Source organism: Winslowiella arboricola (assembly GCF_025527015.1).
Taxonomy (GTDB): domain Bacteria; phylum Pseudomonadota; class Gammaproteobacteria; order Enterobacterales; family Enterobacteriaceae; genus Erwinia; species Erwinia arboricola.
In genome coordinates this window covers 22,774-47,393 of sequence record NZ_JAODIM010000035.1, presented here as the reverse complement: position 1 = coordinate 47,393, position 24,620 = coordinate 22,774, and the positions used below count along the sequence as shown (strand labels likewise).

The 24,620-nt window shown below is 53.6% G+C and carries 25 protein-coding genes; 8 read left to right on the top strand and 17 right to left on the bottom strand.

Annotated elements, in window-relative coordinates; translation table 11 throughout:
* Positions 1-6: 6 nt before the first annotated feature.
* Together cpxA and cpxR are read right to left on the bottom strand one after the other, a co-directional pair.
* Positions 7-1,380, bottom strand: coding sequence for an envelope stress sensor histidine kinase CpxA (cpxA, locus tag N5923_RS03350; RefSeq protein WP_267142881.1), 1,374 nt, complete (start codon positions 1,378-1,380; stop codon positions 7-9).
* Positions 1,377-2,075: an envelope stress response regulator transcription factor CpxR gene (gene cpxR / locus N5923_RS03345; protein WP_017801544.1), complete on the bottom strand. Its 699-nt coding sequence runs from the start codon at positions 2,073-2,075 to the stop codon at positions 1,377-1,379. The genes cpxA and cpxR overlap by 4 nt, the downstream gene beginning before the upstream one ends.
* A gap of 151 nt (positions 2,076-2,226) precedes the next feature.
* Here cpxR and cpxP point away from each other — a divergent pair, with 151 nt between their 5' ends.
* Entirely contained in the window at positions 2,227-2,742 is a 516-nt protein-coding gene (cpxP, locus tag N5923_RS03340) for a cell-envelope stress modulator CpxP (RefSeq protein ID WP_267142882.1), read from the top strand.
* 92 nt (positions 2,743-2,834) lie between these two features.
* On the opposite strand, the gene N5923_RS03335 is transcribed toward cpxP, so the two are convergent.
* On the bottom strand, positions 2,835-3,938 hold the full coding sequence (locus N5923_RS03335; protein WP_267145216.1) for a diguanylate cyclase: 1,104 nt from the start codon (positions 3,936-3,938) through the stop codon (positions 2,835-2,837).
* A gap of 235 nt (positions 3,939-4,173) precedes the next feature.
* Between N5923_RS03335 and fieF the strand changes: the two genes are divergently transcribed.
* The 4 genes from fieF to N5923_RS03315 all read left to right on the top strand — a co-directional run bounded on the left by fieF (position 4,174) and on the right by N5923_RS03315 (position 8,275).
* Positions 4,174-5,076, top strand: coding sequence for a CDF family cation-efflux transporter FieF (fieF, locus tag N5923_RS03330; RefSeq protein ID WP_267142883.1), 903 nt, complete (start codon positions 4,174-4,176; stop codon positions 5,074-5,076).
* A gap of 216 nt (positions 5,077-5,292) precedes the next feature.
* Positions 5,293-6,255 (top strand): 6-phosphofructokinase, encoded by a 963-nt coding sequence (gene pfkA / locus N5923_RS03325; RefSeq protein WP_017801539.1) that lies wholly within the window; start codon positions 5,293-5,295, stop codon positions 6,253-6,255.
* A gap of 148 nt (positions 6,256-6,403) precedes the next feature.
* Positions 6,404-7,393: a sulfate ABC transporter substrate-binding protein gene (locus tag N5923_RS03320; RefSeq protein ID WP_267142884.1), complete on the top strand. Its 990-nt coding sequence runs from the start codon at positions 6,404-6,406 to the stop codon at positions 7,391-7,393.
* A gap of 114 nt (positions 7,394-7,507) precedes the next feature.
* Positions 7,508-8,275, top strand: a complete 768-nt coding sequence (locus tag N5923_RS03315; RefSeq protein ID WP_267142885.1) for a CDP-diacylglycerol diphosphatase — start codon at positions 7,508-7,510, stop codon at positions 8,273-8,275.
* A 36-nt stretch (positions 8,276-8,311) separates the two neighbouring features.
* On the opposite strand, the gene tpiA is transcribed toward N5923_RS03315, so the two are convergent.
* Entirely contained in the window at positions 8,312-9,076 is a 765-nt protein-coding gene (gene tpiA, locus N5923_RS03310) for a triose-phosphate isomerase (protein ID WP_267142886.1), read from the bottom strand.
* 123 nt (positions 9,077-9,199) lie between these two features.
* Positions 9,200-9,790 carry a YiiQ family protein gene (locus N5923_RS03305; RefSeq protein ID WP_267142887.1) on the bottom strand — a complete coding sequence of 197 codons (591 nt, stop codon included), beginning with the start codon at positions 9,788-9,790 and terminating at the stop codon, positions 9,200-9,202.
* A 104-nt stretch (positions 9,791-9,894) separates the two neighbouring features.
* On the opposite strand from N5923_RS03305, the gene N5923_RS03300 reads away from it, so the two are divergent.
* Positions 9,895-10,332 (top strand): DUF805 domain-containing protein, encoded by a 438-nt coding sequence (locus N5923_RS03300; RefSeq protein ID WP_267142888.1) that lies wholly within the window; start codon positions 9,895-9,897, stop codon positions 10,330-10,332.
* Here N5923_RS03300 and fpr read toward each other — a convergent pair.
* The 4 genes from fpr to N5923_RS03280 form a co-directional block, all read right to left on the bottom strand.
* Positions 10,323-11,069 carry a ferredoxin--NADP(+) reductase gene (fpr, locus tag N5923_RS03295; RefSeq protein WP_267142889.1) on the bottom strand — a complete coding sequence of 249 codons (747 nt, stop codon included), beginning with the start codon at positions 11,067-11,069 and terminating at the stop codon, positions 10,323-10,325. The two genes, N5923_RS03300 and fpr, sit on opposite strands and share 10 nt — an antisense overlap.
* Positions 11,070-11,222: 153 nt before the next feature.
* Entirely contained in the window at positions 11,223-12,233 is a 1,011-nt protein-coding gene (glpX, locus tag N5923_RS03290; protein ID WP_267142890.1) for a class II fructose-bisphosphatase, read from the bottom strand.
* A 163-nt stretch (positions 12,234-12,396) separates the two neighbouring features.
* The gene (gene glpK / locus N5923_RS03285; protein WP_267142891.1) at positions 12,397-13,908 is read right to left on the bottom strand and encodes a glycerol kinase GlpK; all 1,512 of its coding nucleotides are present in this window, start codon (positions 13,906-13,908) and stop codon (positions 12,397-12,399) included.
* Between the two features lie 35 nt (positions 13,909-13,943).
* Positions 13,944-14,801, bottom strand: a complete 858-nt coding sequence (locus tag N5923_RS03280) for an MIP/aquaporin family protein (protein WP_267142892.1) — start codon at positions 14,799-14,801, stop codon at positions 13,944-13,946.
* A 438-nt stretch (positions 14,802-15,239) separates the two neighbouring features.
* Here N5923_RS03280 and zapB point away from each other — a divergent pair, with 438 nt between their 5' ends.
* Positions 15,240-15,479: a cell division protein ZapB gene (gene zapB / locus N5923_RS03275; RefSeq protein WP_267142893.1), complete on the top strand. Its 240-nt coding sequence runs from the start codon at positions 15,240-15,242 to the stop codon at positions 15,477-15,479.
* Between the two features lie 64 nt (positions 15,480-15,543).
* On the opposite strand, the gene rraA is transcribed toward zapB, so the two are convergent.
* The 7 genes from rraA to priA form a co-directional block, all read right to left on the bottom strand.
* Positions 15,544-16,029 (bottom strand): ribonuclease E activity regulator RraA, encoded by a 486-nt coding sequence (rraA, locus tag N5923_RS03270; protein ID WP_017801528.1) that lies wholly within the window; start codon positions 16,027-16,029, stop codon positions 15,544-15,546.
* A gap of 104 nt (positions 16,030-16,133) precedes the next feature.
* The gene (locus N5923_RS03265) at positions 16,134-17,060 is read right to left on the bottom strand and encodes a 1,4-dihydroxy-2-naphthoate polyprenyltransferase (protein ID WP_267142894.1); all 927 of its coding nucleotides are present in this window, start codon (positions 17,058-17,060) and stop codon (positions 16,134-16,136) included.
* A 189-nt stretch (positions 17,061-17,249) separates the two neighbouring features.
* Positions 17,250-18,581 (bottom strand): HslU--HslV peptidase ATPase subunit, encoded by a 1,332-nt coding sequence (gene hslU, locus N5923_RS03260; protein ID WP_267142895.1) that lies wholly within the window; start codon positions 18,579-18,581, stop codon positions 17,250-17,252.
* Positions 18,582-18,592: 11 nt separating this feature from the next.
* Positions 18,593-19,123, bottom strand: a complete 531-nt coding sequence (gene hslV, locus N5923_RS03255; protein WP_004154863.1) for an ATP-dependent protease subunit HslV — start codon at positions 19,121-19,123, stop codon at positions 18,593-18,595.
* A gap of 90 nt (positions 19,124-19,213) precedes the next feature.
* Complete coding sequence (gene ftsN, locus N5923_RS03250) at positions 19,214-20,110, bottom strand: cell division protein FtsN (RefSeq protein WP_267142896.1); 897 nt, start codon at positions 20,108-20,110, stop codon at positions 19,214-19,216.
* 182 nt (positions 20,111-20,292) lie between these two features.
* Positions 20,293-21,327 carry a DNA-binding transcriptional regulator CytR gene (gene cytR / locus N5923_RS03245; RefSeq protein WP_267142897.1) on the bottom strand — a complete coding sequence of 345 codons (1,035 nt, stop codon included), beginning with the start codon at positions 21,325-21,327 and terminating at the stop codon, positions 20,293-20,295.
* 207 nt (positions 21,328-21,534) lie between these two features.
* Positions 21,535-23,730, bottom strand: coding sequence for a primosomal protein N' (priA, locus tag N5923_RS03240; RefSeq protein ID WP_267142898.1), 2,196 nt, complete (start codon positions 23,728-23,730; stop codon positions 21,535-21,537).
* A 218-nt stretch (positions 23,731-23,948) separates the two neighbouring features.
* Here priA and rpmE point away from each other — a divergent pair, with 218 nt between their 5' ends.
* Complete coding sequence (gene rpmE, locus N5923_RS03235; RefSeq protein WP_267142899.1) at positions 23,949-24,164, top strand: 50S ribosomal protein L31; 216 nt, start codon at positions 23,949-23,951, stop codon at positions 24,162-24,164.
* A 137-nt stretch (positions 24,165-24,301) separates the two neighbouring features.
* Here the strand turns inward: rpmE and metJ are convergent, their stop codons facing one another.
* Positions 24,302-24,619, bottom strand: a complete 318-nt coding sequence (metJ, locus tag N5923_RS03230; protein WP_013200201.1) for a met regulon transcriptional regulator MetJ — start codon at positions 24,617-24,619, stop codon at positions 24,302-24,304.
* Position 24,620 lies beyond the last annotated feature (1 nt).

Sequence of the window (24,620 nt, the reverse complement as noted above, 5' to 3'; positions counted from 1 at the left end):
AAAATATCAACGGCTGGAGTACAGCGGCAGCCAGATTGTCAGGCGTAAACCGCCTAACGGGCTGTCATCAGCCTTCACCCAGCCACGATGCTGCTGAATAGCGGTTTCAACAATCGCCAGCCCCAGCCCGGTGCCGCCTGATTCGCGGTCGCGTGCTTCGTCGGTACGATAGAAAGGACGGAAAATCTGTTCGCGATCTTCCGCGCTGACGCCCGGGCCATCGTCATCGACATGCACGGTAATTCCCTGATTGTCGACAGAAAAACTGACGGAAATACGGGTATGTGAGTAGCGCAATGCATTACGCACAATATTTTCCAGCGCGCTGTCCAGCGCATTGGGGTTACCGTACAGCGGCCATGGCCCCGGTGGATAGGGCACTTCGAGGGTTTTGCCCATCTGTTCGGCTTCAAATTTTGCGTCGTCCAGCACGCCAGCCCACAGCTGATTCGCTTTCATCGCTTCACTGACCAGTGCATTTTTATGCTGAGTACGCGACAGCACCAGCAGGTCATTAATCATGCCGTCCAGACGCTGGGCTTCCATCTCAATGCGTTGCAGCTCTTTGCCTTCACCATGACGACGACGCATCAGGGCGGTCGCCAGCTGCAGGCGCGTCAGTGGCGTGCGCAGCTCATGGGAGATATCCGACAGCAGGCGTTGCTGCGCGGTCATCATTCTTTCCAGCGCGCTAACCATCTGGTTAAAGCTCGAACCGGCGGCGAGGAACTCTTGTGGGCCTGCCTCTAACTCGGGATGTTGTCGCAGGTTGCCGCTGGCGACTTCATCCGCCGCGTGTTTAAGCTTACGCGCGGGTTTCGCCAGGCTCCAGGCCAGCCACAGCAGCAGAGGGGAGCTGATTAGCATAGTGACAATCAGCAGCAGTAACGGACGGTCAAACAGCAGATTGATAAAATCCAGCTGTGAACTGCCCGCCGGGCGGATTAAATAGAGCTGATAATTATCTTCACCATCGCGCACCGAGAAAGGGCCAACCAGTTCGACACGGCCATATTTCTTTTTCTGCGGGTGATCGGAATTATCAGACTGACCAATAAAGTTGCGGATAATCTGCATTTCATTGTGCTGGGCGCCAATAACGCGACCTTCGCTGGTCACCAGCAGCAGGCGCTGGCCAGGCGGCGCCCACTTATCAATCGCGCGAAACAGGCGACGCCACCACATCAAATCATTGGGTGGATCGTGGCCCAGTTCGGCTTCAACATGCTGCTCAATCATGATCCCCTGGCGCTGCTCACTTTCGAGCAGCGAGGTCATTTGACGGGAATCGAGTTTCGGAACCATCAGTACCAGCATCAACACCAGCGCCAGGGTTAACCAGAAAATGGCGAAGATGCGGGTGGTCAAACTACTTATCATGTTGCGGAGACCATTAAATACCCGCGTCCACGTAACGTTTTAAACCACGGATGCCCGTCACGGCGCTCAGGCAGTTTGCGGCGAAGATTAGAGATATGCATATCAATAGCGCGATCAAACGGTGTCAGGCGCTTACCCAGTACTTCCTGGCTGAGGTGTTCTCGCGATACGACCTGGCCCAGATGCTGCGCCAGTAAGTAAAGCAGAGTGAACTCAGTACCGGTCAGATCTAGGGTGACGCCGTCGAAACTGGCTTCCTGACGGCCTGGATTCAGGCGCAGAAAATCGACTTCCAGTGTCGGGGAGCTATTGTCATGCTGCTGCTGTTGCTCACTCCAGTTCGAACGCCGCAAAATCGCACGTATGCGCGCGACCAGTTCACGATCGTTGAATGGCTTAGGCAGATAGTCATCTGCGCCCAGCTCAAGCCCCAGAACGCGATCCAGCTCGCTGCCGCGTGCGGTCAGCATTATCACTGGCGTTTGATGCTGTTGGCGTAATTCTTTCAAAGTGTCGATACCGTTTTTCTTCGGCATCATGACATCAAGTAATAACAGGTCGATGGAGCTGTCCAGGATATTGAGCGCCTGCTCGCCATCGCTGGCGACAACCACGTCAAACCCTTCCATTTCCAGCAACTCTTTCAGTAGCGAAGTTAATTCGCGGTCATCGTCAACCAACAGGATTTTATTCATTTTTATTTCCCTCCGCAGGCAAAATACCTTGATCCCATCGCCTCAATCCATCGCTTTACGTAGTTTTACACCCCCTGACGCTAGTTTGCAGCCATCTCCGTACACTGAACCTCGTTGAATCGAAATACGGAAACATAACCGGGAGTGAACGATGCGCAACTTAACCGCCGTCGTCATTGTTTCAGCGATGGTAGTCAGTTTCTCCAGCGCATGGGCAGCAGACGTAACGACGATTGATGAGATGCATCAAGATGACGACGGATTGACGAATCGCAGTATGGCGCAAAATTCGCAAAGTCACATGTTTGATGGCATCAATCTGACAGAGCAGCAGCGTCAGCAAATGCGAGACCTGATGCAGCAAGCGCGTCATGAGCGTTCTCCCATTAGTATTAGTGATTTAGAAACCATGCATGACTTAGTCATTGCAGACAAATTTAATGAAACGGCCGTCAAGGCTCTGGCAGAAAAGTTAGCACAAGCTCAGGTTGAAAGGCAGGTCGAAATGGCCCGCGTTCGCAACCAGATGTATCACCTGTTAACGCCCGGCCAGCAGGACGTTTTAGAAAAGCGACATCAGCAGCGCATGAAAGAGATGCGCAAGCTAACGAACGTGCAGCAGTCTTCATCGCTGCAGGCAGTGAGTAGTACCGGCAGTAACCAGTAATATAGTATCCCTGTTTTCCTTGCCATAGACACCATCCCTGTCTTCCCCCTCATGATGAGGGGGTTTTTTTTACCCTTTTTTCACCACCCCAATCACTCCGCCTCAGCCCCAGGCTGCTGAAAACTGTGCAAACTGATATGCCCGTCAGACATCCTGAAGCCGTTTTTGCCAGCGCGTTTGGTCTCATATAGCGCGTGGTCCGCATGGCGCAACCATTCCGACGCTGATGTCGCCACTTTTGCCGGTGCGATACCGATACTGACGGTGCAGCGATAGACTTCATCGCAGGGAAGGCGGATTTTTTCTATTCTTTCAAGCATCCTGGCGGCGAGCTGGAAAGCATCATGCTCATCGCTGTGATAGATGATCACCGCCAATTCATCGCCGCCAAATCTTGCCGGAACATCTTTCACGCTGATGACATCGCGCAACGCTTCAGAGACTTCGGCCAGCAGAAAATCGCCGACCTCATGACCGTAGCTATCATTCACCTGCTTAAAATTATCGACATCCAGCAGCATAAGATATGCCGCATGGGTTCCGCGCTGCGATTGCAGCCAGGCGCTCGCCAGCCGTTGTTCAAACAGGCGCCGGTTTGGAATATGCAGACGGGGATCCAGTAACGCTACCCGCTCAAACTCGCGGCTTTTATCCCGTAGTCGCACAGTCAGCTGGCGTGAGAGGATACTTAGCGCCACCAGATAAACGGTGGCTAACGGCAGAGTCAGCCACACGGTCTGCGAACTAAAGTTTAAACGGATCGGGCATCCTGTTGCTGACCAGACGATAATAAACGTCAGACAAAAAGCGAACAGCGCGGGCCTCAGCTGCTTCCATCCGCCCGCAGAGTAGCGGTCAGAAATTTGAATTGCCAGAATGATCAACGAAGGGATGGGACTGATACCCATAATCGCCACCCACATCCCACCCCACAGCGCATCAATAGTCAGATTGCGTTGTTCGACCTTGACCAGATCCTTCGAGCGGCTACTTAGCAGATAAGCCACGGCGGGCCACAGAAAGGCGTTCAGTGCCAGCATAACTAATGTCGTTTTCCCGGCGCCGTTTTCCAGCAGCACTGACATTATCGGGAAAAAACACAGAAATGTTCCCAGCTGACGCATCAGAAACATGCGACGAACAAAGCGCAAACTGCGGATCTTTAAATATTCGTCATCAGTGGGAAGCGAGAGCATGACATCAGCCTGCGGCATATGTTGATTGAGGGTCAATTTAGCAAAATTCCGCAGAGGAAAGGCACTATTTAACGGACATACAGAAATTTTCTGGCTCCGGATGCTCTGTCAGCTCTGTATAAGGCAGATAAACGCATCTTATTGCCTGGGCTGGCGGATAGCGTGACAAAAACGCCGGGGCTTTTTCCCCCTCAATTTCAGTATACTGACACACCAATAGCCTGCGGAGTGCGGCATGAATCCTCAATATGCACGTCTGGTTAATGCAGCAGCGATCGCGGCGACGATTTTGGCTTCGCTACTGCTAATTATCAAAATCTTTGCCTGGTGGTATACCGGCTCGGTGAGTGTGCTGGCGGCACTGGTCGATTCACTGGTGGATATCGCCGCCTCGCTGACCAACCTGCTGGTAGTGCGCTACTCTCTGCAACCGGCAGATGCCGAACATACGTTTGGCCATGGTAAAGCGGAGTCGCTGGCGGCTCTGGCGCAAAGCATGTTTATTTCCGGTTCAGCGCTGTTTCTGTTTCTTACTGGTATTCAGCATCTTGCGCAGCCAGCCACCATGCATGCACCGCTGGTAGGGATAATCGTTACGGTGATTGCGCTGTTCTCCACGCTGGGTCTGGTGGCTTTTCAACGCTGGGTGGTACGCAAAACCCGCAGCCAGGCGATTCGCGCCGATATGCTGCACTATCAATCCGATGTGGTGATGAATGGCGCAATTTTGATTGCACTGGCGTTAAGCTGGTATGGTTTCTCACGCGCCGATGCCCTGTTTGCGCTGGGTATCGGGGTGTGGATCCTCTATAGCGCGCTACGTATGGGTTACGAGGCAGTGCAATCGTTATTAGATCGGGCTTTACCGGACGATGAACGTAATGAGATTATTGATATTGTCTCTTCGTGGCCAGGAGTCAGTGGCGCACATGAGTTACGCACGCGCCAGTCGGGACCGACGCGCTTTATCCAGCTTCATCTGGAGATGGATGACCATTTGCCGCTGGTAAAGGCGCATCTGGTGGCCGAGCAGGTTGAACAGGCATTGCTGCGGCGTTTTCCCGGCGCGGATATCATTATTCACCAGGATCCCTGTTCGGTGGTTCCGGCTGAGCGTCAGGGGTTTTTCGAGTTATAACCTAAGGTTATTAAGCAGATAGCGGATGAATAGTTCAAAGCGTGAGGCTAAGCAGATATTTTTGCCGAAACTTGCCTGACCTGAATCAATTCAGCCAGAAGTGTTTGATATACTATGTGTCATTATCAGGCGATAAGCTCGCTGTCTGTTTTTACGCGTCGAGGCCTTCCGGCGTACTGAATTCATCATTTTGCATCAACAAGTTCAGAGGTTGTCATGATCAAAAAAATCGGTGTACTGACAAGTGGCGGTGACGCTCCGGGAATGAACGCAGCCATTCGTGGGGTCGTTCGCGCCGCACTGAGTGAAGGTCTGGAAGTTTTTGGTATTTATGATGGCTATCTGGGCTTGTATGAAGATCGCATGACCAATCTCGATCGCTACAGCGTGTCCGATATGATTAATCGTGGCGGTACTTTCCTCGGCTCTGCGCGTTTTCCTGAGTTCCGCAATGATGAAGTGCGTATGGTCGCGATTGATAATATGAAAAAGCGCGGCATCGATGCGCTGGTGGTGATTGGCGGCGATGGCTCCTATATGGGTGCCAAGCGTCTGACCGAGATGGGCTTTCCCTGTATTGGCCTGCCAGGCACCATTGATAACGATGTTGCCGGCACTGACTACACCATCGGCTATTTCACCGCGCTGGAAACGGTAGTGGAAGCGATTGACCGCCTGCGCGATACCTCTTCCTCGCACCAGCGTATTTCAATTGTCGAAGTGATGGGCCGATACTGTGGTGATTTGACCCTGGCGGCGGCAATTGCCGGTGGTTGTGAATTTATCGTGCTGCCGGAAATTCCTTACACCCGTGAAGAGCTGGTGGAAGAGATCAAAGCAGGTATCGCCAAAGGTAAAAAGCACGCAATCGTGGCGATCACCGAGCATATCTGTGATATCGACGACCTCGCGAAATTTATCGAAGCTGAAACCAAACGCGAAACCCGCGCCACGGTGCTGGGCCATATTCAGCGTGGCGGTGCGCCGGTCGCCTATGACCGCATTCTGGCTTCGCGTATGGGCGCTTACTCCATCGAGCTGCTGCTACAGGGCTACGGCGGACGTTGCGTCGGTATTCAGAATGAGAAGATGGTGCATCATGACATTATTGATGCCATCGAAAATATGAAGCGTCCGTTTAAAGGCGACTGGCTGGATACGGCGAAAAAACTCTACTGATTACGCTTTATACAGAGGCGCTGCGGGTTCAGCGCCTCTGTTATGCAAAGATATATTCCATTACGATATAAAGGTTACTTTTTAATTCTTTAAATCGCAGATAACTTTGTGTCACGCTTCTCACATAACAACTTTGGGAGTGTGTGCGATGAATAAGTGGAGTGTGGGTTTTACCCTGTTACTGGCTTCAACCAGCGTGCTGGCAAAAGATATTCAGCTGCTGAATGTGTCTTACGATCCAACGCGTGAATTATACGAGCAGTACAACAAAGCTTTCAGCGCACATTACAAGCAGGAAACCGGTGACAATGTGGTTATCCGTCAGTCACACGGTGGTTCAGGCAAACAGGCGACGTCAGTGATTAACGGTATTAAAGCCGATGTGGTCACGCTGGCGCTGGCTTCGGATGTTGATGCGATTGCCGAACGCGGCAGCATTGATAAAAACTGGATCAAACGTCTGCCAGACAACTCTGCACCTTATACTTCCACCATCGTCTTCCTGGTTCGCAAAGGCAATCCTAAACAAATCCATGACTGGCCAGATTTGGTCAAGCCGGGCGTGGCGGTGATTACGCCAAATCCGAAAACCTCGGGCGGCGCGCGCTGGAACTATCTGGCAGCGTGGGGCTATGCTCTGGATAAAAACCATGGCGATCAGGCGAAAGCACAGGCGTTTGTCAAAGATCTGTTTAAGAATGTTGAAGTACAGGATTCTGGTGCGCGCGGCGCCACCAACACCTTTGTGGAGCGTGGCATCGGTGACGTGCTGATTGCATGGGAAAACGAAGCGTACCTGGCGGTTAATAAGCTGGGTAAAGATAAGTTTGAGATTGTCACGCCAAGCGAATCGATTCTGGCGGAGCCAACGGTTTCTGTCGTCGATAAAGTGGTCGATGAGCGTGAGTCGCGCAAAGTTGCTGATGAATACCTGAAGTATCTCTACTCACCACAAGGCCAGGAGATCGCGGCGCAGAACTTCTATCGTCCGCGTGATGCTGCGGTGGCGAAGAAATATGCCAGCACTTTCCAGCCGGTAAATCTGTTTACCATTGATGGTAAGTTCGGTGGCTGGACCGCTGCGCAGAAGACCCACTTCTCTGAAGGCGGCAGTTACGATCAGATTATGAAGCGTTAATACTCCACCGGGCAGGCGGCTTTGATTGCCGCCTGCTGTGGCTTCGCAATGCGTGACTTTTATCGGCACTTCGGCGACTATTCGTCCGGGTGAAAAGATCAAAAGGTGACGCTGATGCAGCAAGGAAGAAATCGCGCGGTTACTGTTATCGTGCTGGTCATTGCCCTGCTGGTGGCAGGACTGGCGATAGCCGCATTGAGTTTGCAAAAAAATGCTGATGCGTTGTGGCAGACAATCAGTGAGAAATGTGTGCCTGGCCAGCAACAAAGCGGCAATCCTGCACCCTGCGAGAATGTCGATATGGCCCAGGGCTATGTCACCATGAAGGATCGCAACGGGCCGCTACAATATTTACTGATGCCAGTTGCCAGAATCAGCGGTATCGAAAACCCGCTGCTGCTTAATCCACGAACACCCAACTTCTTTTTCCAATCCTGGCGGGAACGCCACTTACTGGCCGACAAACGTGGCGCACCGGTTGCCGATAGCGCAATTTCGCTGGCGATTAATTCGCAGTATGGCCGCACGCAGAATCAGCTGCATATTCATATCTCTTGTCTGCGGGCGGATGTGCGTCAGCAGTTAGACCAGCTGGCGCCCTCGTTAGGCGAGCACTGGCAATCCGCCACCCTCTTAAAGCACCCTTATCTGCTCAGAACGCTGACCGTTGAACAACTGGCGCAGCAGAGTGCGTTTATCCGTCTGGCCGATGAAGTGCCCGATACGCATGCAGGAATGGGAAAGTATGGTCTGGCGCTGGCAGCACTGCCGGATGGCCGCCTGGTGCTGATGGCGATTGAACGTAACTGGCTGAAGTTAAATCGTGGGTCGGCAGAAGAGATTCAGGATCATAGCTGTAAGATCCTCGGCAAAGCGGCATAAATAACAGGGGCGACGATAACGCCGCCCGTAAACATCTTATTTCTTCGCTGCGGCAGCGGCTTTTACGATTACCGCAAAGGCGTCTGCTTTCAGAGAAGCACCACCGACCAGCGCGCCGTCGATATCGGGCTGGGTAAACAGTTCTGCTGCGTTTTTATCGTTAACAGAACCGCCGTACTGAATGATTACCTGGTTAGCAATGGTGGCATCTTTCTTCGCGATATGGTCGCGAATAAATTTGTGTACGGCCTGAGCCTGCGCAGGGGTGGCGGATTTGCCGGTACCAATCGCCCATACTGGCTCGTAAGCAACCACCACACCTTCGAACGCTGCTGCGCCCTGTGTTTCCAGCACCGCATCAAGCTGACGTGCGCAAACTTCTTCAGTCTGGCCCGCTTCGTTCTCTGCTTCGGTTTCACCGATGCACAGTACCGGAACCAGACCTGCGGCTTTCACCACAGCGAATTTCTTCGCGATAAACTCATCGCTCTCTTTATGGTAAGTACGACGCTCAGAGTGGCCGATAATAATGTATTTCGCGCCGATATCTTTCAGCATATCCGCGGAAACTTCACCGGTGAACGCGCCAGACAGGTTAACGTCGACGTTCTGTGCGCCCAGAGCAATATGGCTACCAGAAATGGCATGCTTCGCCTGGTCCAGGTACAGCGCCGGTGGTGCGATAGCAACGCCGCAACCATCAACGGTGCTCAGCTCTTTACGCAGACCTTCGATCAACTCGTTGACCATATGTTTGTTGCCGTTCAGTTTCCAGTTACCCATCACTAATGGATGTCGCATCATATCCTCCACGCTTAACGTGATACTTTGAAGTAGCACTGCCTTCCGACAGTGTTGTCTGCCAGACAGTATAGAGATCAAAACCGTGAAAGGCTTTGCTTTTCGTCATCTTTGCCTGTGCTGCTAAGGGGTTGCCAGCGATAGTTTTATCGGCTCAATGGCGAATGTCAGGCCTTTTTCACCATTATCCGCCACCACAAAGCGCAGAGCGCCCTCCGTCTGGGCAAAATAACGCGATCCTTTGCCTTTATTCAGTAAATTATTCATACGCTTAGTAGCTTCTTCCGCGGAAATTCCCGGTGCGAAAAAGCGCATCATTGCCGTCATATAAGCCAGTGCTTTCTCATGGGCGCTCTTCTCTTCCGCGCCCTGAATCGGCAGCCAGGTAATCTGTAAGGTTTTGATTTTTCCGGTGCCGTGTTCCAGCGCGGTGGAGGCATACAAGTTTTCGTTAATTTTACTGGCGGCACGGGTCAGATTGCTTTTGTCATCGCGATTATCGATGGCGCGGTATTCACTAATCGGTAACTCAGGATTGGCAAGATTATACTTTTCACGGAACTGCGCGATGGTCATATCGAAAGTGGGCGCGCCGGCCAGCAGGTAGGGGGCGGCTGGCATATGTTCAGCGCGATCCTGCGGCTCGGGATCGGCCCAGGCGGTTTGCCACAGTAAACATCCGATAATTAATGCCGTACCACGCGCTTTCTTCATTTTGTTGACCCTAACCAGTAAACTCAGCCAACGATTAGAACGGTTTTTACCCGCCAAAGTCAAAAGCTGCGGCCTTTTAATGATGCTTTTTCCGGGACGGATGCATGACTCTACAACAATGGTGCTTTTCTTATCGCGGTCGTCTGGGACGCCGTGACTTCTGGATCTGGCAGGCTGTATGGCTGATCGCAATGGTGCTGCTGTTCAGTCTGGCGGCTTATGGCTGGCTGGATACGCAGATGGCGGCGTTTGGCGTGGTGTGCCTGCTGTGGCCATCGAGTGCGGTGATGGTTAAGCGTTTGCATGACCGCAATAAAAAAGGTTACTGGGCGCTGCTGGTGATTCTGGCGTGGATACTGCTGGCGGGCAACTGGGCCGTGCTGGGTGTCAGCTGGCAGTGGGCATTAGGCCGCTTTATACCCACGCTGATCTTTATTATGGTGCTGCTCGAACTCGGGGTAATTACCGGCACCAATGGCGACAACCGCTTCGGCAGCGCAGCGCAGCCGGTAAATTACCTCAGGAAAGCGGATTACCAGTAATGCTCACTGGTCATATGACCGGGCTTACGCCGCAGATGTTTACGCATCTGACGGGTATCCTTCAGCAATTGCTGGGTATCACGCACCATCTGCGGATTACCACACAGCATAACGTGACTGGTTTCCGCATCGATCTTCAGGTCAACGGCCTGTTCCAGCTGGCCGCTCTCAATCAGTGCCGGTACGCGCCCGGTCAGTGAACCGGCAACCTCTTCGCGGCTGACTACCGTCTGAATCTGTAGTTTGCCGTTATAGCGTTGCTGTAACTGCTGCATCAGCGGCAGATAGCTGAGGTCGGCGGCGAAACGCGCGGCATGCACCAGTACAATGTGGCGGAAACGCTCCAGATCCTTGCCTTCCTGCAGAATCGACAGATAAGGGCCGATGGCGGTGCCGGTGGCCAGCATCCACAGGGTTTCGCATTCGGGGATCTCGTCGAGGATAAAGAAACCGGCGGCATCTTTGGTAATCATCAGTTCATCGCCCGGCCGCAGGGCAAACAGGCGTGGACTGAGTTTGCCTTCCGGCACCGTTACCAGATAGAACTCAAGGTTTTCATCACTGGGAGCATTTACATAGGAGTAAGCGCGCTGCACGCGTTCGCCGTCAACTTCCAGCGCCAGTTTGGCGTACTGACCGGCATTAAACGCCGCCACGGGGGCATGTACGGTGATACTGAACAAACTATCGGTCCAGTTAGTCACTTTGGTCACTTTTCCGGTGATCCATTCAGCCATGTAAACTCCTTAATGGTTGATTTTTAGCTCGCTATTCTCGTCTGCTGCCATCTTCGCCAGGCTGTAGGGGTTTTTCCACCCCCCGGCCAGCGGCAAAGCTCGTATCGACAAATTTGCCCTGCCATTAAGCACAATCTGGACTTAAACCCTGGATTACAAAATATACTGGTGCAGGTCGCTATCTTTCCGGTCAAGGTAGTGAATCGACTGAATGCGGCGAATGGTGCGCGATTTGCCACGAATCAGCAGGGTTTCGGTGGTCGCCATATTGCCGTTGCGGGTAATGCCTTTTAGCAGATCGCCGCTGGTGATGCCGGTGGCGGAGAAAATCACGTTATCGTTACGCGCCATCTCATCCAGTTGCAGCACTTCACCCGCGGTAATGCCCATTTGCTGACAGCGCGCCAGTTCCTGCTCGCCAATGCGGCGATTCTCCTGATTATCGCCTTTGACCACATGACGCGCCAGTAAACGGCCCTGCATATCGCCATCCAGCGCCCGGATCACCGCTGCGGACACTACTCCTTCCGGCGCACCGCCAATGCCATACAGCACATCAACTTCGCTGTCCGGCATACAAGTCAGAATCGAGGCGGCAACGTCGCCGTCAGGGATAGCGAAAACGCGCACACCCAGCTGCTGCATCTGACGAATAATTTCATCGTGACGCGGCTTCGCCAGGATGGTGACGGTCAGGGCGTTAAGCGGCTTGCCGAGCGCTGCGGCGATCCGCTTTAAATTCTCCGCCAGCGGCAGATTCAGATCGATACAGCCTTTGGCGGCAGGTCCGACAATCAGTTTTTCCATATACATATCAGGTGCATGCAGGAAGGTACCTTTATCGCCGACTGCCAGCACTGCCAGGGCATTGGCCTGACCCATTGCCGTCATGCGCGTGCCTTCAATGGGATCAACCGCGATATCGACCGCCTCACCATTGCCGGTGCCGACCTTTTCACCGATATACAGCATCGGTGCTTCATCAATTTCCCCTTCGCCAATCACGATTTGCCCGTCGATATCGACTTTGTTCAGCGTAATGCGCATGGCATGCACGGCGGCGCCATCGGCGGTATTTTTATCTCCGCGTCCTAACCACTTATAACCGGCCAGCGCAGCAGCTTCGGTAACACGTGAAAATTCAATGGCGAGTTCTCGTTTCATGATTTGCCTCGGGGGAATTGATGAGGCGATGAGTTTATCACAGATAGACTTTGCCGCTGGGAGTGGGACAGTGCAAAACATTGGCACGGGCGGCGAGAACGCCGCCCCTACGGGGAAAATGAACATATTGCAGGGGCGGCGTTCTCGCCGCCCGCAGGATTAATTACTCTTCGTGATCTTCCCATGCTTTCGCACGCGCCACTGCTTTCACCCAACCAGCATAACGATAGTTACGTTCAGTGGTTTCAATGCTCGGGCGGAATTCACGTTCAATTACGGCCTTAGAACGCACTTCATCCAGATCCTTCCAGAAGCCAACGGCCAGACCCGCAAGGTAAGCGGAACCCAGTGCCGTAACTTCACGAACTTCCGGGCGCTCAACGCGGGTGCCCAGAATATCGGACTGGAACTGCATCAGGAAGTTATTGGCAACTGCACCGCCATCGACGCGTAAAGACTGCAGACGCGTGCCGGCATCGGCCTGCATCGCTTCCAGAACATCACGTGTTTGATAGGCGATAGATTCCAGTGTGGCGCGAATAATATGGTTGGCATTGGCGCCGCGCGTCAGACCGAAGATAGCGCCGCGTGCATACGGATCCCAGTATGGCGCGCCCAGACCGGTAAAGGCTGGTACCACATACACGCCATTGGTATCTTTTACTTTGGTGGCAAAATATTCGGAATCTTCAGACTCGCTGATCATCTTCATCTCGTCACGCAGCCACTGAATCGCTGCGCCACCGATAAACACCGCACCTTCCAGTGCATAGTTCACTTCACCGCGCGGACCGCAGGCAATGGTGGTCAGCAGGCCATGAGTTGAGGTTACCGCTTCGGTGCCGGTGTTCATCAGCATAAAGCAGCCGGTGCCGTAGGTATTCTTCGCCATACCGGTGCTGACGCAAAGCTGACCATACAGCGCTGCCTGCTGGTCACCAGCGATACCGGCGATAGGAATACGTGTACCGCCTTTACCACCGATATTAGTCTGGCCATAGACCTCGGAAGATTTGCGTACTTCTGGCAACATCTCGCGCGGAATATCCAGAATATCCAGCATGCGCTGATCCCACTCCAGCTTGTGGATATTAAACATCATGGTACGGGATGCGTTGGTGTAATCGGTGATATGCACCCGTCCCTGCGTCATTTTCCATACCAGCCAGGTGTCGACGGTACCGAACAGCAGTTCACCGCGTTTTGCGCGCTCACGTGCGCCTTCAACATGGTCGAGGATCCACTTCACTTTGGTGCCGGAGAAGTAAGGGTTAATCACCAGCCCGGTGGTGTGGCGGATATACTCTTCCAGACCCTCTTTCTTCAGCTTTTCACAATAGTCGGCGGTACGCGGACACTGCCAGACAATCGCGTTATAGATTGGTTTACCGGTCTCTTTATCCCAGACAATCGCGGTTTCACGCTGGTTGGTAATACCAATGGCGGCGATTTGGTCGGAACTGATATCCGCTTTCGCCAGCACTTCTACTAAGGTTGAGCTTTGTGAAGCCCAGATTTCCATCGGGTCATGCTCAACCCAGCCAGCTTTAGGATAGATTTGCTGAAATTCGCGCTGTGATACGGCGACAATATTGGCGTCATGATCCAGGATTACGGCTCGTGAACTGGTGGTACCCTGGTCAATGGCAACGATGTATTTTTTTTCTGTAGTCATAATTCAATTCCTGATGGTGTAAAGGATGAGCACAATTACGCTTTACGTTGCTCAGCGCGCGCGACGGGCTTTTCTGCTTTCTCGTCATCATCTACGCAAACATCGCATGGCAGGTGACGACCAATCAAGGCACGATATCCGAATGCGCCCAGGCTTGCGCCGACTAATGGTCCAAAAATCGGAACCAGGAAGTAAGGGATGTCACGTGCGCCAGTGAAGGCGACTTCACCCCAGCCTGCTAACCAGGCGAAGATTTTAGGTCCGAAGTCACGGGCCGGATTGAGTGCAAAGCCGGTCAGTGGACCCATTGCTGCACCGATTATCGCAATCAGCAGGCCAATCAGCAGCGGCGCCAGCGGACCACGCGGGATGCCGTTGCCGTCATCGGTCAGCGCCATAATCAGCGCCATCAGTACGGCGGTAATCACCATTTCAACCAGAAACGCCTGACCGACACCAATATGTGGGTTCGGATAGGTGGAGAAGATGCCGGCAAGGTCGAGGCTTTCAGTGCTGCCGCGTACCATCTGGTGCGTTTGTTCGAAATCGATAAACAGATTGTAGTAAAGACCGTAGACCAGTGCAGCCGCGCAGAAGGCGCCGGCAATCTGCGCGAAGATATAGGGCAGAACTTTACGGCGGTCAAAGCAGGCGAACAGCCACAGCGCGACGGTAACCGCTGGGTTAAGATGAGCGCCGGAAATCGCCGAGCTCATATAGATCGCCATGGAGACGCCGAGGCCCCAGATGATGCTGATTTCCCACTGACCAAAACTGGCGCCAGCCAGTTTCATCGCGGCAACGCAGCCAGCACCAAAGAAAATAATTAAACCGGTGCCGAGAAACTCGGCGATACATTGACCTTTAAGCGTACTTGTTGCTGTCTGGCTCATAGTGAAATTCCTGAAGGCGAGGTTAAATGTTGTCGTTCTTTGTTTTCATTCATCAGTCACCCCGATCTAATGTAGGGCTGATGTAAATTTATCGTTAACGAGCATAATCGAGAAATAGCGAAATCAAAAACTGTGTACTACGTCATAAAAATGCGCGCTTTCGCGTCTTTTGGTTTTCCAAAAGCATCATAAAAGCGGTTAAAAAAGTTCCAATAGGGTTTATTGGTGCTTAAAAAAACAAAGTGCTACTTTCACCCGCTGACTTTAAGCATAAGCTGAAAATTGTTACAGACTGCACTCTGCAAGGGTTCGTTGCTGGACTTGGGGTGACAGGCTACATACAATCGGGGAATCGTTGCTATCCGCGGAGTTTTCGATAAACCTCATAGTCAGCGGCTAGCATCATCAACGCCTTGCGATTAAGGAGAGGTTATAAAGATGTCATTTGAAGTGTTCGAGAAACTGGAAGCGAAAGTCCAGCAGGCGATTGATACCATCACCCTGCTGCAGATGGAAATTGAAGAACTGAAAGAGCAAAACAATACGCTGAAGCAGGAAGTGAATCAGGTTTCGGGCAACACCGAATCACTGGTACGCGAAAACCAGCAGCTGAAAGAAGAGCAGCATGTCTGGCAGGATCGTCTGCGTGCATTGCTGGGAAAGATGGAAGAAGTCTGATCGGCGAGCAATGAAAGAACTTAGAACGGGTGCCTCAGGCACCCGTTTTGCCTTGTGAGAAAGGCTATTCGATATCCAGTGGATCCTCTGAGAGGATCATCCCGGTATTATCCGCATACAGATGATCGCCGGAGAAGAAGGTGACGCCACCGAAGTTAACCCGGATATCGCTCTCACCAATGCCTTCGCCCGCCGCACCGACCGGAATCGCGGCAATCGCCTGAATACCAATATCCAGCTCTTCCAGATCGTCGACCTGACGCACCGAGCCATAGACCACAATGCCTTCCCACTCGTTTTGCACCGCCAGACGCGCCAGCGCCGCATCAACCAGTGCGCGACGGACTGAGCCGCCGCCATCAATCAGCAGGATACGCCCGCGGCCATTCTCTTCCAGCAGATCGTAGAGCAGCCCGTTGTCCTCGAAACATTTCACTGTGATGATCTGCCCACCAAAAGAGGTGCGACCACCAAAGTTCGAAAATAGCGGTTCCACAACATTCACTTCTTCATGATAGATGTCGCAGAGTTCGGAAGTATCGTATTTCATAGGAGTTTCGTCTGTTTGCCACAGGAGCGCTAAGTATATCGCTTATTGGCTGATGTTGGCAAAATCATCAATTATCAGAAATCAGGGACATTCGTCACCTGCCGTTAACTCAGTATCAGGCCCAGCGCGAACAGCACATTAACCAGCAGCGCCATTTTTACCGTCTTCTCCAGCATCGGACGCATCGCCAGTGGGCTGGTTTCCCGCAGGATATAGCGTGCTTGCGGGTAAATCAGCGGTGTCGCTAACAGAAACAGCCAGCTGCCAGCGGATTGTGCAGCAAACAGGGCAAAAAAGGCGAAGCACAGCAGTGCGCAGGATAATAATCCGGCATGGTAGCGGCGCGCATTAACCGGCCCCAGACGCACCGCCAGCGTAAACTTGCCATTCTGGCGGTCGTTGTCGATATCACGCAGATTATTTACGTTCAGTACCGCCGCCGCCAGTAAGCCACAAGCGGTGGCAGGCAGCAGGTCAATCAGGTTCAGATGATGGGTTTGCAGATACTGGCTGCCGTTGACCCCCAGCCAGCCGAAAAAGATCAGCACCGACAGATCGCCGAGGCCGAGATAGCCATAAGGCTTCTTACCGACGGTATAGGCAATTGCCGCCACCATCGCCAGCGCGCCAAGCGCAATAAAGCCCAGCATATCGCTGAGCGTGGTGCAGGCCAGCACCACCAGCGCCATACCGCAGAACAGGGTGATCACCCCGGTTAACACTAATGCCGAGCGCATCTGTAGCGGGCTGATAGCGCCTTTCTGCATGCCGCGCAGCGGACCGATGCGTTGCGGGGTATCGCTACCTTTCTGCGCATCGCCATAATCGTTCGCCAGATTAGACAGAATTTGCAGCAGGGCGGAGGTGAGCAGGGTAAGCAGCGCGATACCCGGGGTAAAATGTCCCTGCCAGTAAGCCAGCGCCGAACCGTTGATAATCGAAGCAAAGGCCAGCGGCAGCGTACGCAGTCGCAAGCTTTCCAGCCAGGCGCGTGAGGCACTAAGACGTGGCGCCAGTTGAATATTTTCCATAGATTTCACCGGATGGTCGCAGATACGGATTGAACGCTTACCGGTAGTGTACGTGCAGGCAGGAGGGGAAAAATTAATCTTCGTCAATAAAGAAGGAGGTTGGCAAGGGATTTGCTGGTGAGACGGGAGCCGTTAACGGCTTCCTGGCAGACTACTCACGGGCGGCGTTATCGCCACCCGTGCTAACCATTACAGAATAAAGCGGCTGAGATCTTCGTCAGCAATCAGCACATCCAGATGTTTGCCAACGTAGGCTGCATCAATGGTGATCGATTCACCCTGGCGATCGCTGGCGTCGTAGGAGATATCTTCCATCAGACGTTCCAGCACGGTATGCAGACGACGCGCACCGATATTTTCGGTGGATTCGTTTACCTGCCATGCCGCTTCGGCAATACGACGGATGCCGTCGTCGGTGAAATCAACCGTTACCCCTTCGGTGCCCATCAGCGCTTTGTACTGCACGGAGATGGAGGCGTTAGGCTCGGTCAGGATACGTTCGAAGTCATTGACCGTCAGCGCCTGCAGTTCAACACGAATGGGCAGACGACCCTGCAATTCCGGGATCAAATCAGAAGGCTTGGCCACCTGGAAGGCGCCGGAAGCGATAAACAGAATGTGGTCGGTTTTCACCATGCCGTGTTTGGTTGATACGGTACAGCCTTCGACCAGTGGCAGCAGGTCGCGCTGCACACCTTCACGCGACACATCCGGGCCGGAAGACTCACCGCGTTTACAGATTTTGTCGATCTCATCGATAAACACGATGCCGTGCTGCTCGACGGCTTCAATCGCTTCCTGCTTCAGCTCTTCCGGATTAACCAGTTTCGCTGCTTCTTCTTCGATCAACAGCTTCATCGCTTCTTTGATCTTCAGCTTACGCGGTTTTTGCTTCTGGCCGCCCAGATTCTGGAACATTGACTGCAACTGATTGGTCATCTCCTCCATGCCTGGAGGCGCCATAATCTCTACGCCCATTGAGGTGGCGGCGAGATCGATTTCAATCTCTTTGTCGTCCAGCTGGCCTTCGCGCAGTTTTTTACGGAACGACTGGCGCGCAGCGGAAGGTTCCGCGGCCGCTTCGGCCTGTCCCCAGTTGTTTTTCGCTGGTGGGATCAGGACGTCGAGAATACGTTCTTCAGCCATCTCTTCTGCGCGATAGCGATTTTTATCAATGGCCGTCATCCGTACCATTTTCAGCGCGGCGTCGGTCAGATCGCGGATAATCGAATCCACTTCTTTACCAACATAGCCCACTTCGGTGAACTTGGTCGCTTCAACTTTAATAAAAGGCGCATGCGCCAGCTTGGCCAGACGACGGGCGATTTCGGTTTTACCGACACCGGTTGGGCCGATCATCAGAATATTTTTTGGCGTCACTTCATGACGTAACTCTTCGTCCAGTTGCATGCGGCGCCAGCGGTTGCGCAGGGCGATAGCCACGGCTTTTTTAGCGCCGTCCTGGCCAATGATAAATCGGTTCAGTTCGCTGACGATTTCGCGCGGAGTCATTTCAGACATAGTTAGGATCCTTACGCTTTGGACGGTAGTTCTTCGATGGTGAGATTATGGTTGGTGTAAATGCAGATATCCCCTGCAATGCCCAACGCTTTTTCCACGATATCGCGTGCGCCGATATCGGTATTTTCCAGCAGCGCGCGCGCGGCTGCCTGAGCGTAAGGACCACCTGAACCGATGGCAATAAGATCGTTCTCGGGCTGAATTACGTCACCGTTACCGGTGATGATTAGCGAGGCGTTTTCGTCGGCGACCGCCAGCAGGGCTTCCAGCTTACGAAGCATACGGTCGGTACGCCAGTCTTTCGCCAGTTCCACGGCCGCTTTAACCAGATGACCCTGGTGCATTTCCAGTTTGCGTTCAAACAGTTCAAACAGGGTAAAGGCATCTGCAGTGCCGCCAGCAAATCCGGCGATAACCTTGTCGTTGTAGAGACGACGCACTTTTTTAACATTGCCTTTCATCACGGTATTGCCGAGAGTAGCCTGGCCATCGCCGCCAATCACTACCTGGCCGTTGCGTCGTACACTTACTATTGTTGTCACGGGCAGACCCCTTGTTGTCGATCGGAAGATCCCCCCGCACACAAGGTACGGGGCTTTATGCAACAAGATATGGGGCGAGTTTGGCGGGTTTCAACCCCCGATGGCGAGGGGAATGCAGTTTGAGTGGCCAGAACTGCGCAGGCGCTTCAGGGTGCTGTCGGCGCTGGCGCGGCTGTTATACGGGCCCACCACCACACGATTCCAGCCACCGCCGGTGGTAATCCGGCTCTCGAAGCCTTCAAATGCCAGCGCGGCGCGCACAGATTCGGCCTGATCGGTGCCTTTGAAGGAGCCGCACTGCACCATCCAGCTTTGCGTCTTCGGTTTCTCTTCTTTCTCTTTGGCTTTCGCCGTTTCCTGCGGTTTGCTGGCCTGCGCAGGCGGCGCCTGGCGTACCGGCTCACGGGCTACCGGCGCAGCGGGTTGCGTCTGCTGTTGCGGCATTCGTGACTGTTGCTGCAATTGGTTTTGCTGCAACATCCGCTGTTGTTGTTGCTGAACCTGTTGCTGTTGTTGCTGATGCTGAATCGTCTGCTGACGCTGCGCCGGGGTTTGTTCGTTCCATGGCACTTCGTTTAGCTGAGTCGGCTGCTGGCGCATATCAGCCTGCATCTGCTCCAGCAGCTGGCGCTGTTCATCGGTAAGCTGAGTCTGGGAATGCACTTCTCCACCAGCAGAAGGCTCTGTCGGCGTCGGCACGCCAATCTGACGGTTTTCCAGCTCTTTGATATAGCGCCAGCGCTCTTCCGGTTTTGGCGGCAAGCCATTACCGGCGGCTTTGTGGTCAGGAATAACCGGCGTATCGTCTTTCTTATGATGAGCGAGAAACCACAAAATCCCGATAAAGGCGATCAATACGGCAACTGCCAGTACCACCATAAATTTGGAAACACCTGAGCCGTTGCTGCGTTTTTTGCTGCGGCCGGTGGTTTTTTTGCGACGCGTCCCTGTCGAACGCCCGCGGCCTACATAATCTTTTTGTGCCACTATCGTTCCGCTAATATCAAATAAGAAAAGGCACGCCGGGCAAGAATTTGCAATGCGCGTGAAAAGTCAGCACTTTATGAACCCGGCTATTAGCCCGACATGTTACTCAAGGGCTGGAAGTTTGACCAGCAGTGAGTCACCCAGGATTAGGCTGAATCTCACGCCGTCAGGAAAACCACCGGCTACTTATGCTGGGTGGCCCGTGCGCTGCTGCCGCGAATTTTTAGTTCAAAATCAAGCAGGCGCGAGCCATTGCTGACCACTTTGCCCTGTAGCTGTTCGAGTAACAATAGCATCGCTTCACGACCGATATCAAAACGCGGTTGTGCGACGGTGGTCAGTTGCGGATCGCTGTAACGAGCCAGTTCGATGTCGTCAAAGCCAACCAGCGACAGATCCTGCGGTACGCGCAGGCCGCTGTTTTTGGCCTGCGACATCGCGCCCAGCGCCATAATGTCGCTATGGCAGAACAACGCATCGGGTGGCTGCGGCAGGGCCATCAGCTGCTTCAGCGCCTTAGCGCCGGCTTCAAAAGTGAAATCACCGCGCACAATATATTCCGGGTCGACCGTCAGGCCATTGCGCCGCAGCGCCTGGATATAGCCCTGTAAGCGATAGTGACACAGCGGCATCTCTTCAGGTCCGGCAATACAGGCGATACGGCGATGTCCCAGCTGATGCAGATGATTAACCGCTTCAAATGCGGCGGTGAGGTTATCAATATGCACCGTTGGCAGTTCCAGCTCCGGGGCAAACTCATTGGCCATCACCATCGGCGGCAGATTGCGTTGCTCTTCTATCCCGGTATCAAAAGGTACCTGCGAGCCGAGCAGCACCATGCCATCGATTTGCCGCGTCAGCATCAGATTTAAAAATGAGGTTTCCTGCTGATTCTGATGGGCGCAGTCGCCAATCAGCACCAGATAGCTCTCCTGTGCAGCGGTGACTTCAATACCGCGAATAATTTCGCTGAAAAAGGGATCGCAGATATCTGGCACGATAACCAGAATGGTGCGTGATTCGCTACGCCTGGCGTTGCGCGCCAGCGTATGCGGTGAGTAGCCGACTTCGATCACCGCCTGTTCCACTTTTTGTCGCGTTGCGACTGAAACCTTCTCCGGGTTCATCAGTGCGCGTGACACGGTGGCCGTTGATACGCCTGCTCTTTCAGCCACGTTTTTCATGGTGGCTGCCGTAGTCTGTTGATTCTGCTCCAACGCTTTTCTCCTCACGCCAGCGAGGCTGACCTGACTTGTTGAATTTTCTTTAGATTTTTATCGCTACAATTTGCGGCCATTAGCTGATGGTCATCTCATTCTTAACAGATTGCGGCCGGGTGCTGTTACTTAATTTGCATAAAAAGTGTGACTTGTGCGACTTTTTTCGATCCTGCTCGCACAACTGTTGTCGTCATCAGTCATTCATCAGCTTTCAGTGGGATCGACGTCGAGTGTCCACTTGACCTTGCGCGACAGCGGCAAGGTGCTGACCAGCGGTAAACTGCTTTTCAGCAGACGCTGCAACAGCGCCCGCGAAGGATGCTGTAATAACAGTTGCCAGCGATAGCGCCCGCTACGTTTTGCCAGCAGTGCCGGTACCGGCCCCATCGCCCATAACGCCTCATCTTTTAACGGACTGGCTTCAAACAGATTACGTAGCTGGTGCAGGAAGGCGGATGCCTGCTGGTTGTCGTGATCTTCGGCGCGGATCAGGACATGGCTGGTAAATGGCGGTAAAAATACCGTTTTGCGCTCCTGCAGCGTCTGTTGCGCAAAAGCGTCATAACCGAGATGCAGTAAGGTTTGCAGCAGCGGATGATCCGGGTGATGCGTCTGTAACAGCACCTCACCCTGTTTCCCTGCGCGTCCGGCGCGTCCGGCGACCTGGGTATAGAGCTGAGCAAAGCGTTCGGCAGAGCGGAAATCGGCAGAGAACAGCGCGCCATCGACATCAAGCAGTGACACCAGCGTGACATCGGGAAAGTGGTGGCCTTTCGCCAGCATCTGGGTGCCGATCAGAATGCGCGCGCCGCCGCGATGCACCTCATTCAGATGCTGTTCCAGCGCCCCTTTGCGGCTGGTGGTGTCGCGGTCAATACGCGACAGCGGAGTATTGGGAAACAGTGCCGCCAGATTATGCTCCAGCTGTTCTGTGCCAAGGCCGACCGGTACCAGATGGGTCGAACCGCATTGCGGACACTGATGCGGCACCGGGCGCTGACTGTCACAGTGATGGCAGCGCAGCTGGCGCTGATTCTGATGCAGAGTGTAGTAATGATCGCAGCGCTGGCATTCGGCAATCCAGCCGCACTCATGGCAGAGCAGCGCCGGGGAGAAACCACGGCGATTCAGAAACAGCAGTACCTGGTTATCAGCTTGCAGATGCTGGCGAATTTTCTGGATCAGCGCTGGCGACAGACCGCCTTCCAGTTTCACGCCTTTTAAATCAATCAGCTGTTGAGTGGCCTGACGGGCATTACCGGCGCGCTTACTGAGATTCAGCTGGCGATATTTCCCCATCTGTACGTTCTGCAGGGTTTCCAGCGCCGGGGTCGCAGAACCCATCACAATCGGGATGTCCTCTTCGCGCGCGCGAAACACCGCCAGATCGCGCGCCTGATAGCGCCAGCCCTCTTGCTGTTTATAGGAGCTGTCATGCTCTTCATCGATCACAATCACCCCCAGACGGGCAAAGGGCGTAAACAGCGAGGAACGGGTGCCAATCACGATGGCGGTTTCACCGCTACGTGCGCGTAACCATACCGCCATACGTTCGCTGTCGTTTAACGCCGAGTGCAGCACGTCGATCGGCGCGTCAAAGCGTTCACGGAAGCGGGCGATGGTTTGCGGCGTCAGGCCAATTTCCGGCACCATAATCAGCGCCTGGCGACCGCTGGCCAGCACATTCTCCAGAATACTGAGATAGACCTCGGTTTTACCCGAGCCGGTAATCCCTGCCAGTAGCCAGGCGGCAAAGTGATCGTCTTCGCTGCGGATTGCGCCGACGGCGGTGGCCTGTTCGGTATTGAGCCGCAGGCGTTCGCCTTTTACTGCAAAGTGGGTGCGCCAGTCTTCTGCGGCGCGCTGATGCTCGCGCAGTTCGCATAAACCTTTGGCGCGCATCGCCTGCAGGGTGGCGTCGGTCATCTCCTGCTGGGTGACTTCATGGCGGTAAATCGGGCGCTGGCGCAGCGCGGTTAATGCCTGCTGCTGTTTCGGCGCGCGCTTCAGGCTCTCAGGCGCGGTTTCACGTCCCAGCTCGGTGATAAACCATTGCCATAGCGGCGCTTCCTGCGCCGGTTTGCCCTGACGCAGCAGTACCGGAATCGCATGGAATAACACTTCGCCCAGCGGAAAATGATAATAGTCAGCCGCCCACAGCAGAATGCGCCACAGGGAAGGGGGGAACAGGGATTGCTGATCGAGAACCTCATGCACTGCTTTTAACTGGTCGACTGGAAAATCGCTGCTTTCGCTGATGCCGACCACAATGCCAGTCGCTTTGCGTTTACCAAAAGGCACGCTCACGCGTCCACCCACCACCGCATGGAGGTGAGCGGGCAGCAGATAGTCAAAATTACGGGCAAGTGGTACGGGCAGCGCGACCTGAACAACGGGCATGAATTCATCCGGATGAAAAAAATGACGAGATAGTGTACACTGTGTGGCCTGCAATGTGCGGATTCGATTGCAGGCGCTGGCGACTTTCTGTATAGTTCGCCGCCTTTGATACCGTGTTTTAGTATCAATGACACCTAATTTTTTTAATCTTCGTGTGGTGCCGGTGCAGGAATTTTCCTGGCACGGGAGAGCGACGCGGCCTTAACTGAGGTTTTCCCATGAAAAAAGGTATTCACCCTAAATATACTGAAGTTACTGCTAAATGTTCTTGCGGTAACGAAATCAAAATCGGCTCTACTGTCGGTCGCGATCTGAACCTGGACGTTTGTGGCAAATGCCACCCGTTCTACACCGGTAAGCAGCGTGACGTTGCTAGCGGTGGCCGTGTTGACCGCTTCAACAAGCGTTTCAGCATCCCAGGCAGCAAAGCTTAATAAAACCACTCTGGTTTTGTTAATAAGAAAAACCCGGCTTCGGCCGGGTTTTTTTATGGCTGATATTCAGCGCCAGAAAAGCAACAGGCGGGCATCTGCGTGAAAAAGATGCCCGCCCGTGGGGTACTGAAAGAGGATTAATATTCCCAGGTATCGGGATCGACACCCATTTCCCGCATGATGGCTTTGGCTTCTTCGGGAATTTCATCGCTACGTTCTTTGCGCAGATCGACATCATCCGGCAACGGCTGACCGGTAAATGCGTGCAGAAACGCTTCGCACAGCAGCTCACTATTGGTCGCATGACGTAAGTTGTTTACCTGACGGCGCGTGCGCTCATCGGTCAAAATCTTCAGAACTTTCAGCGGAATAGAGACTGTAATCTTCTTGACTTGTTCGCTCTTCTTACCGTGCTCAGCGTAAGGGCTGATATATTCGCCGTTCCATTCAGCCATG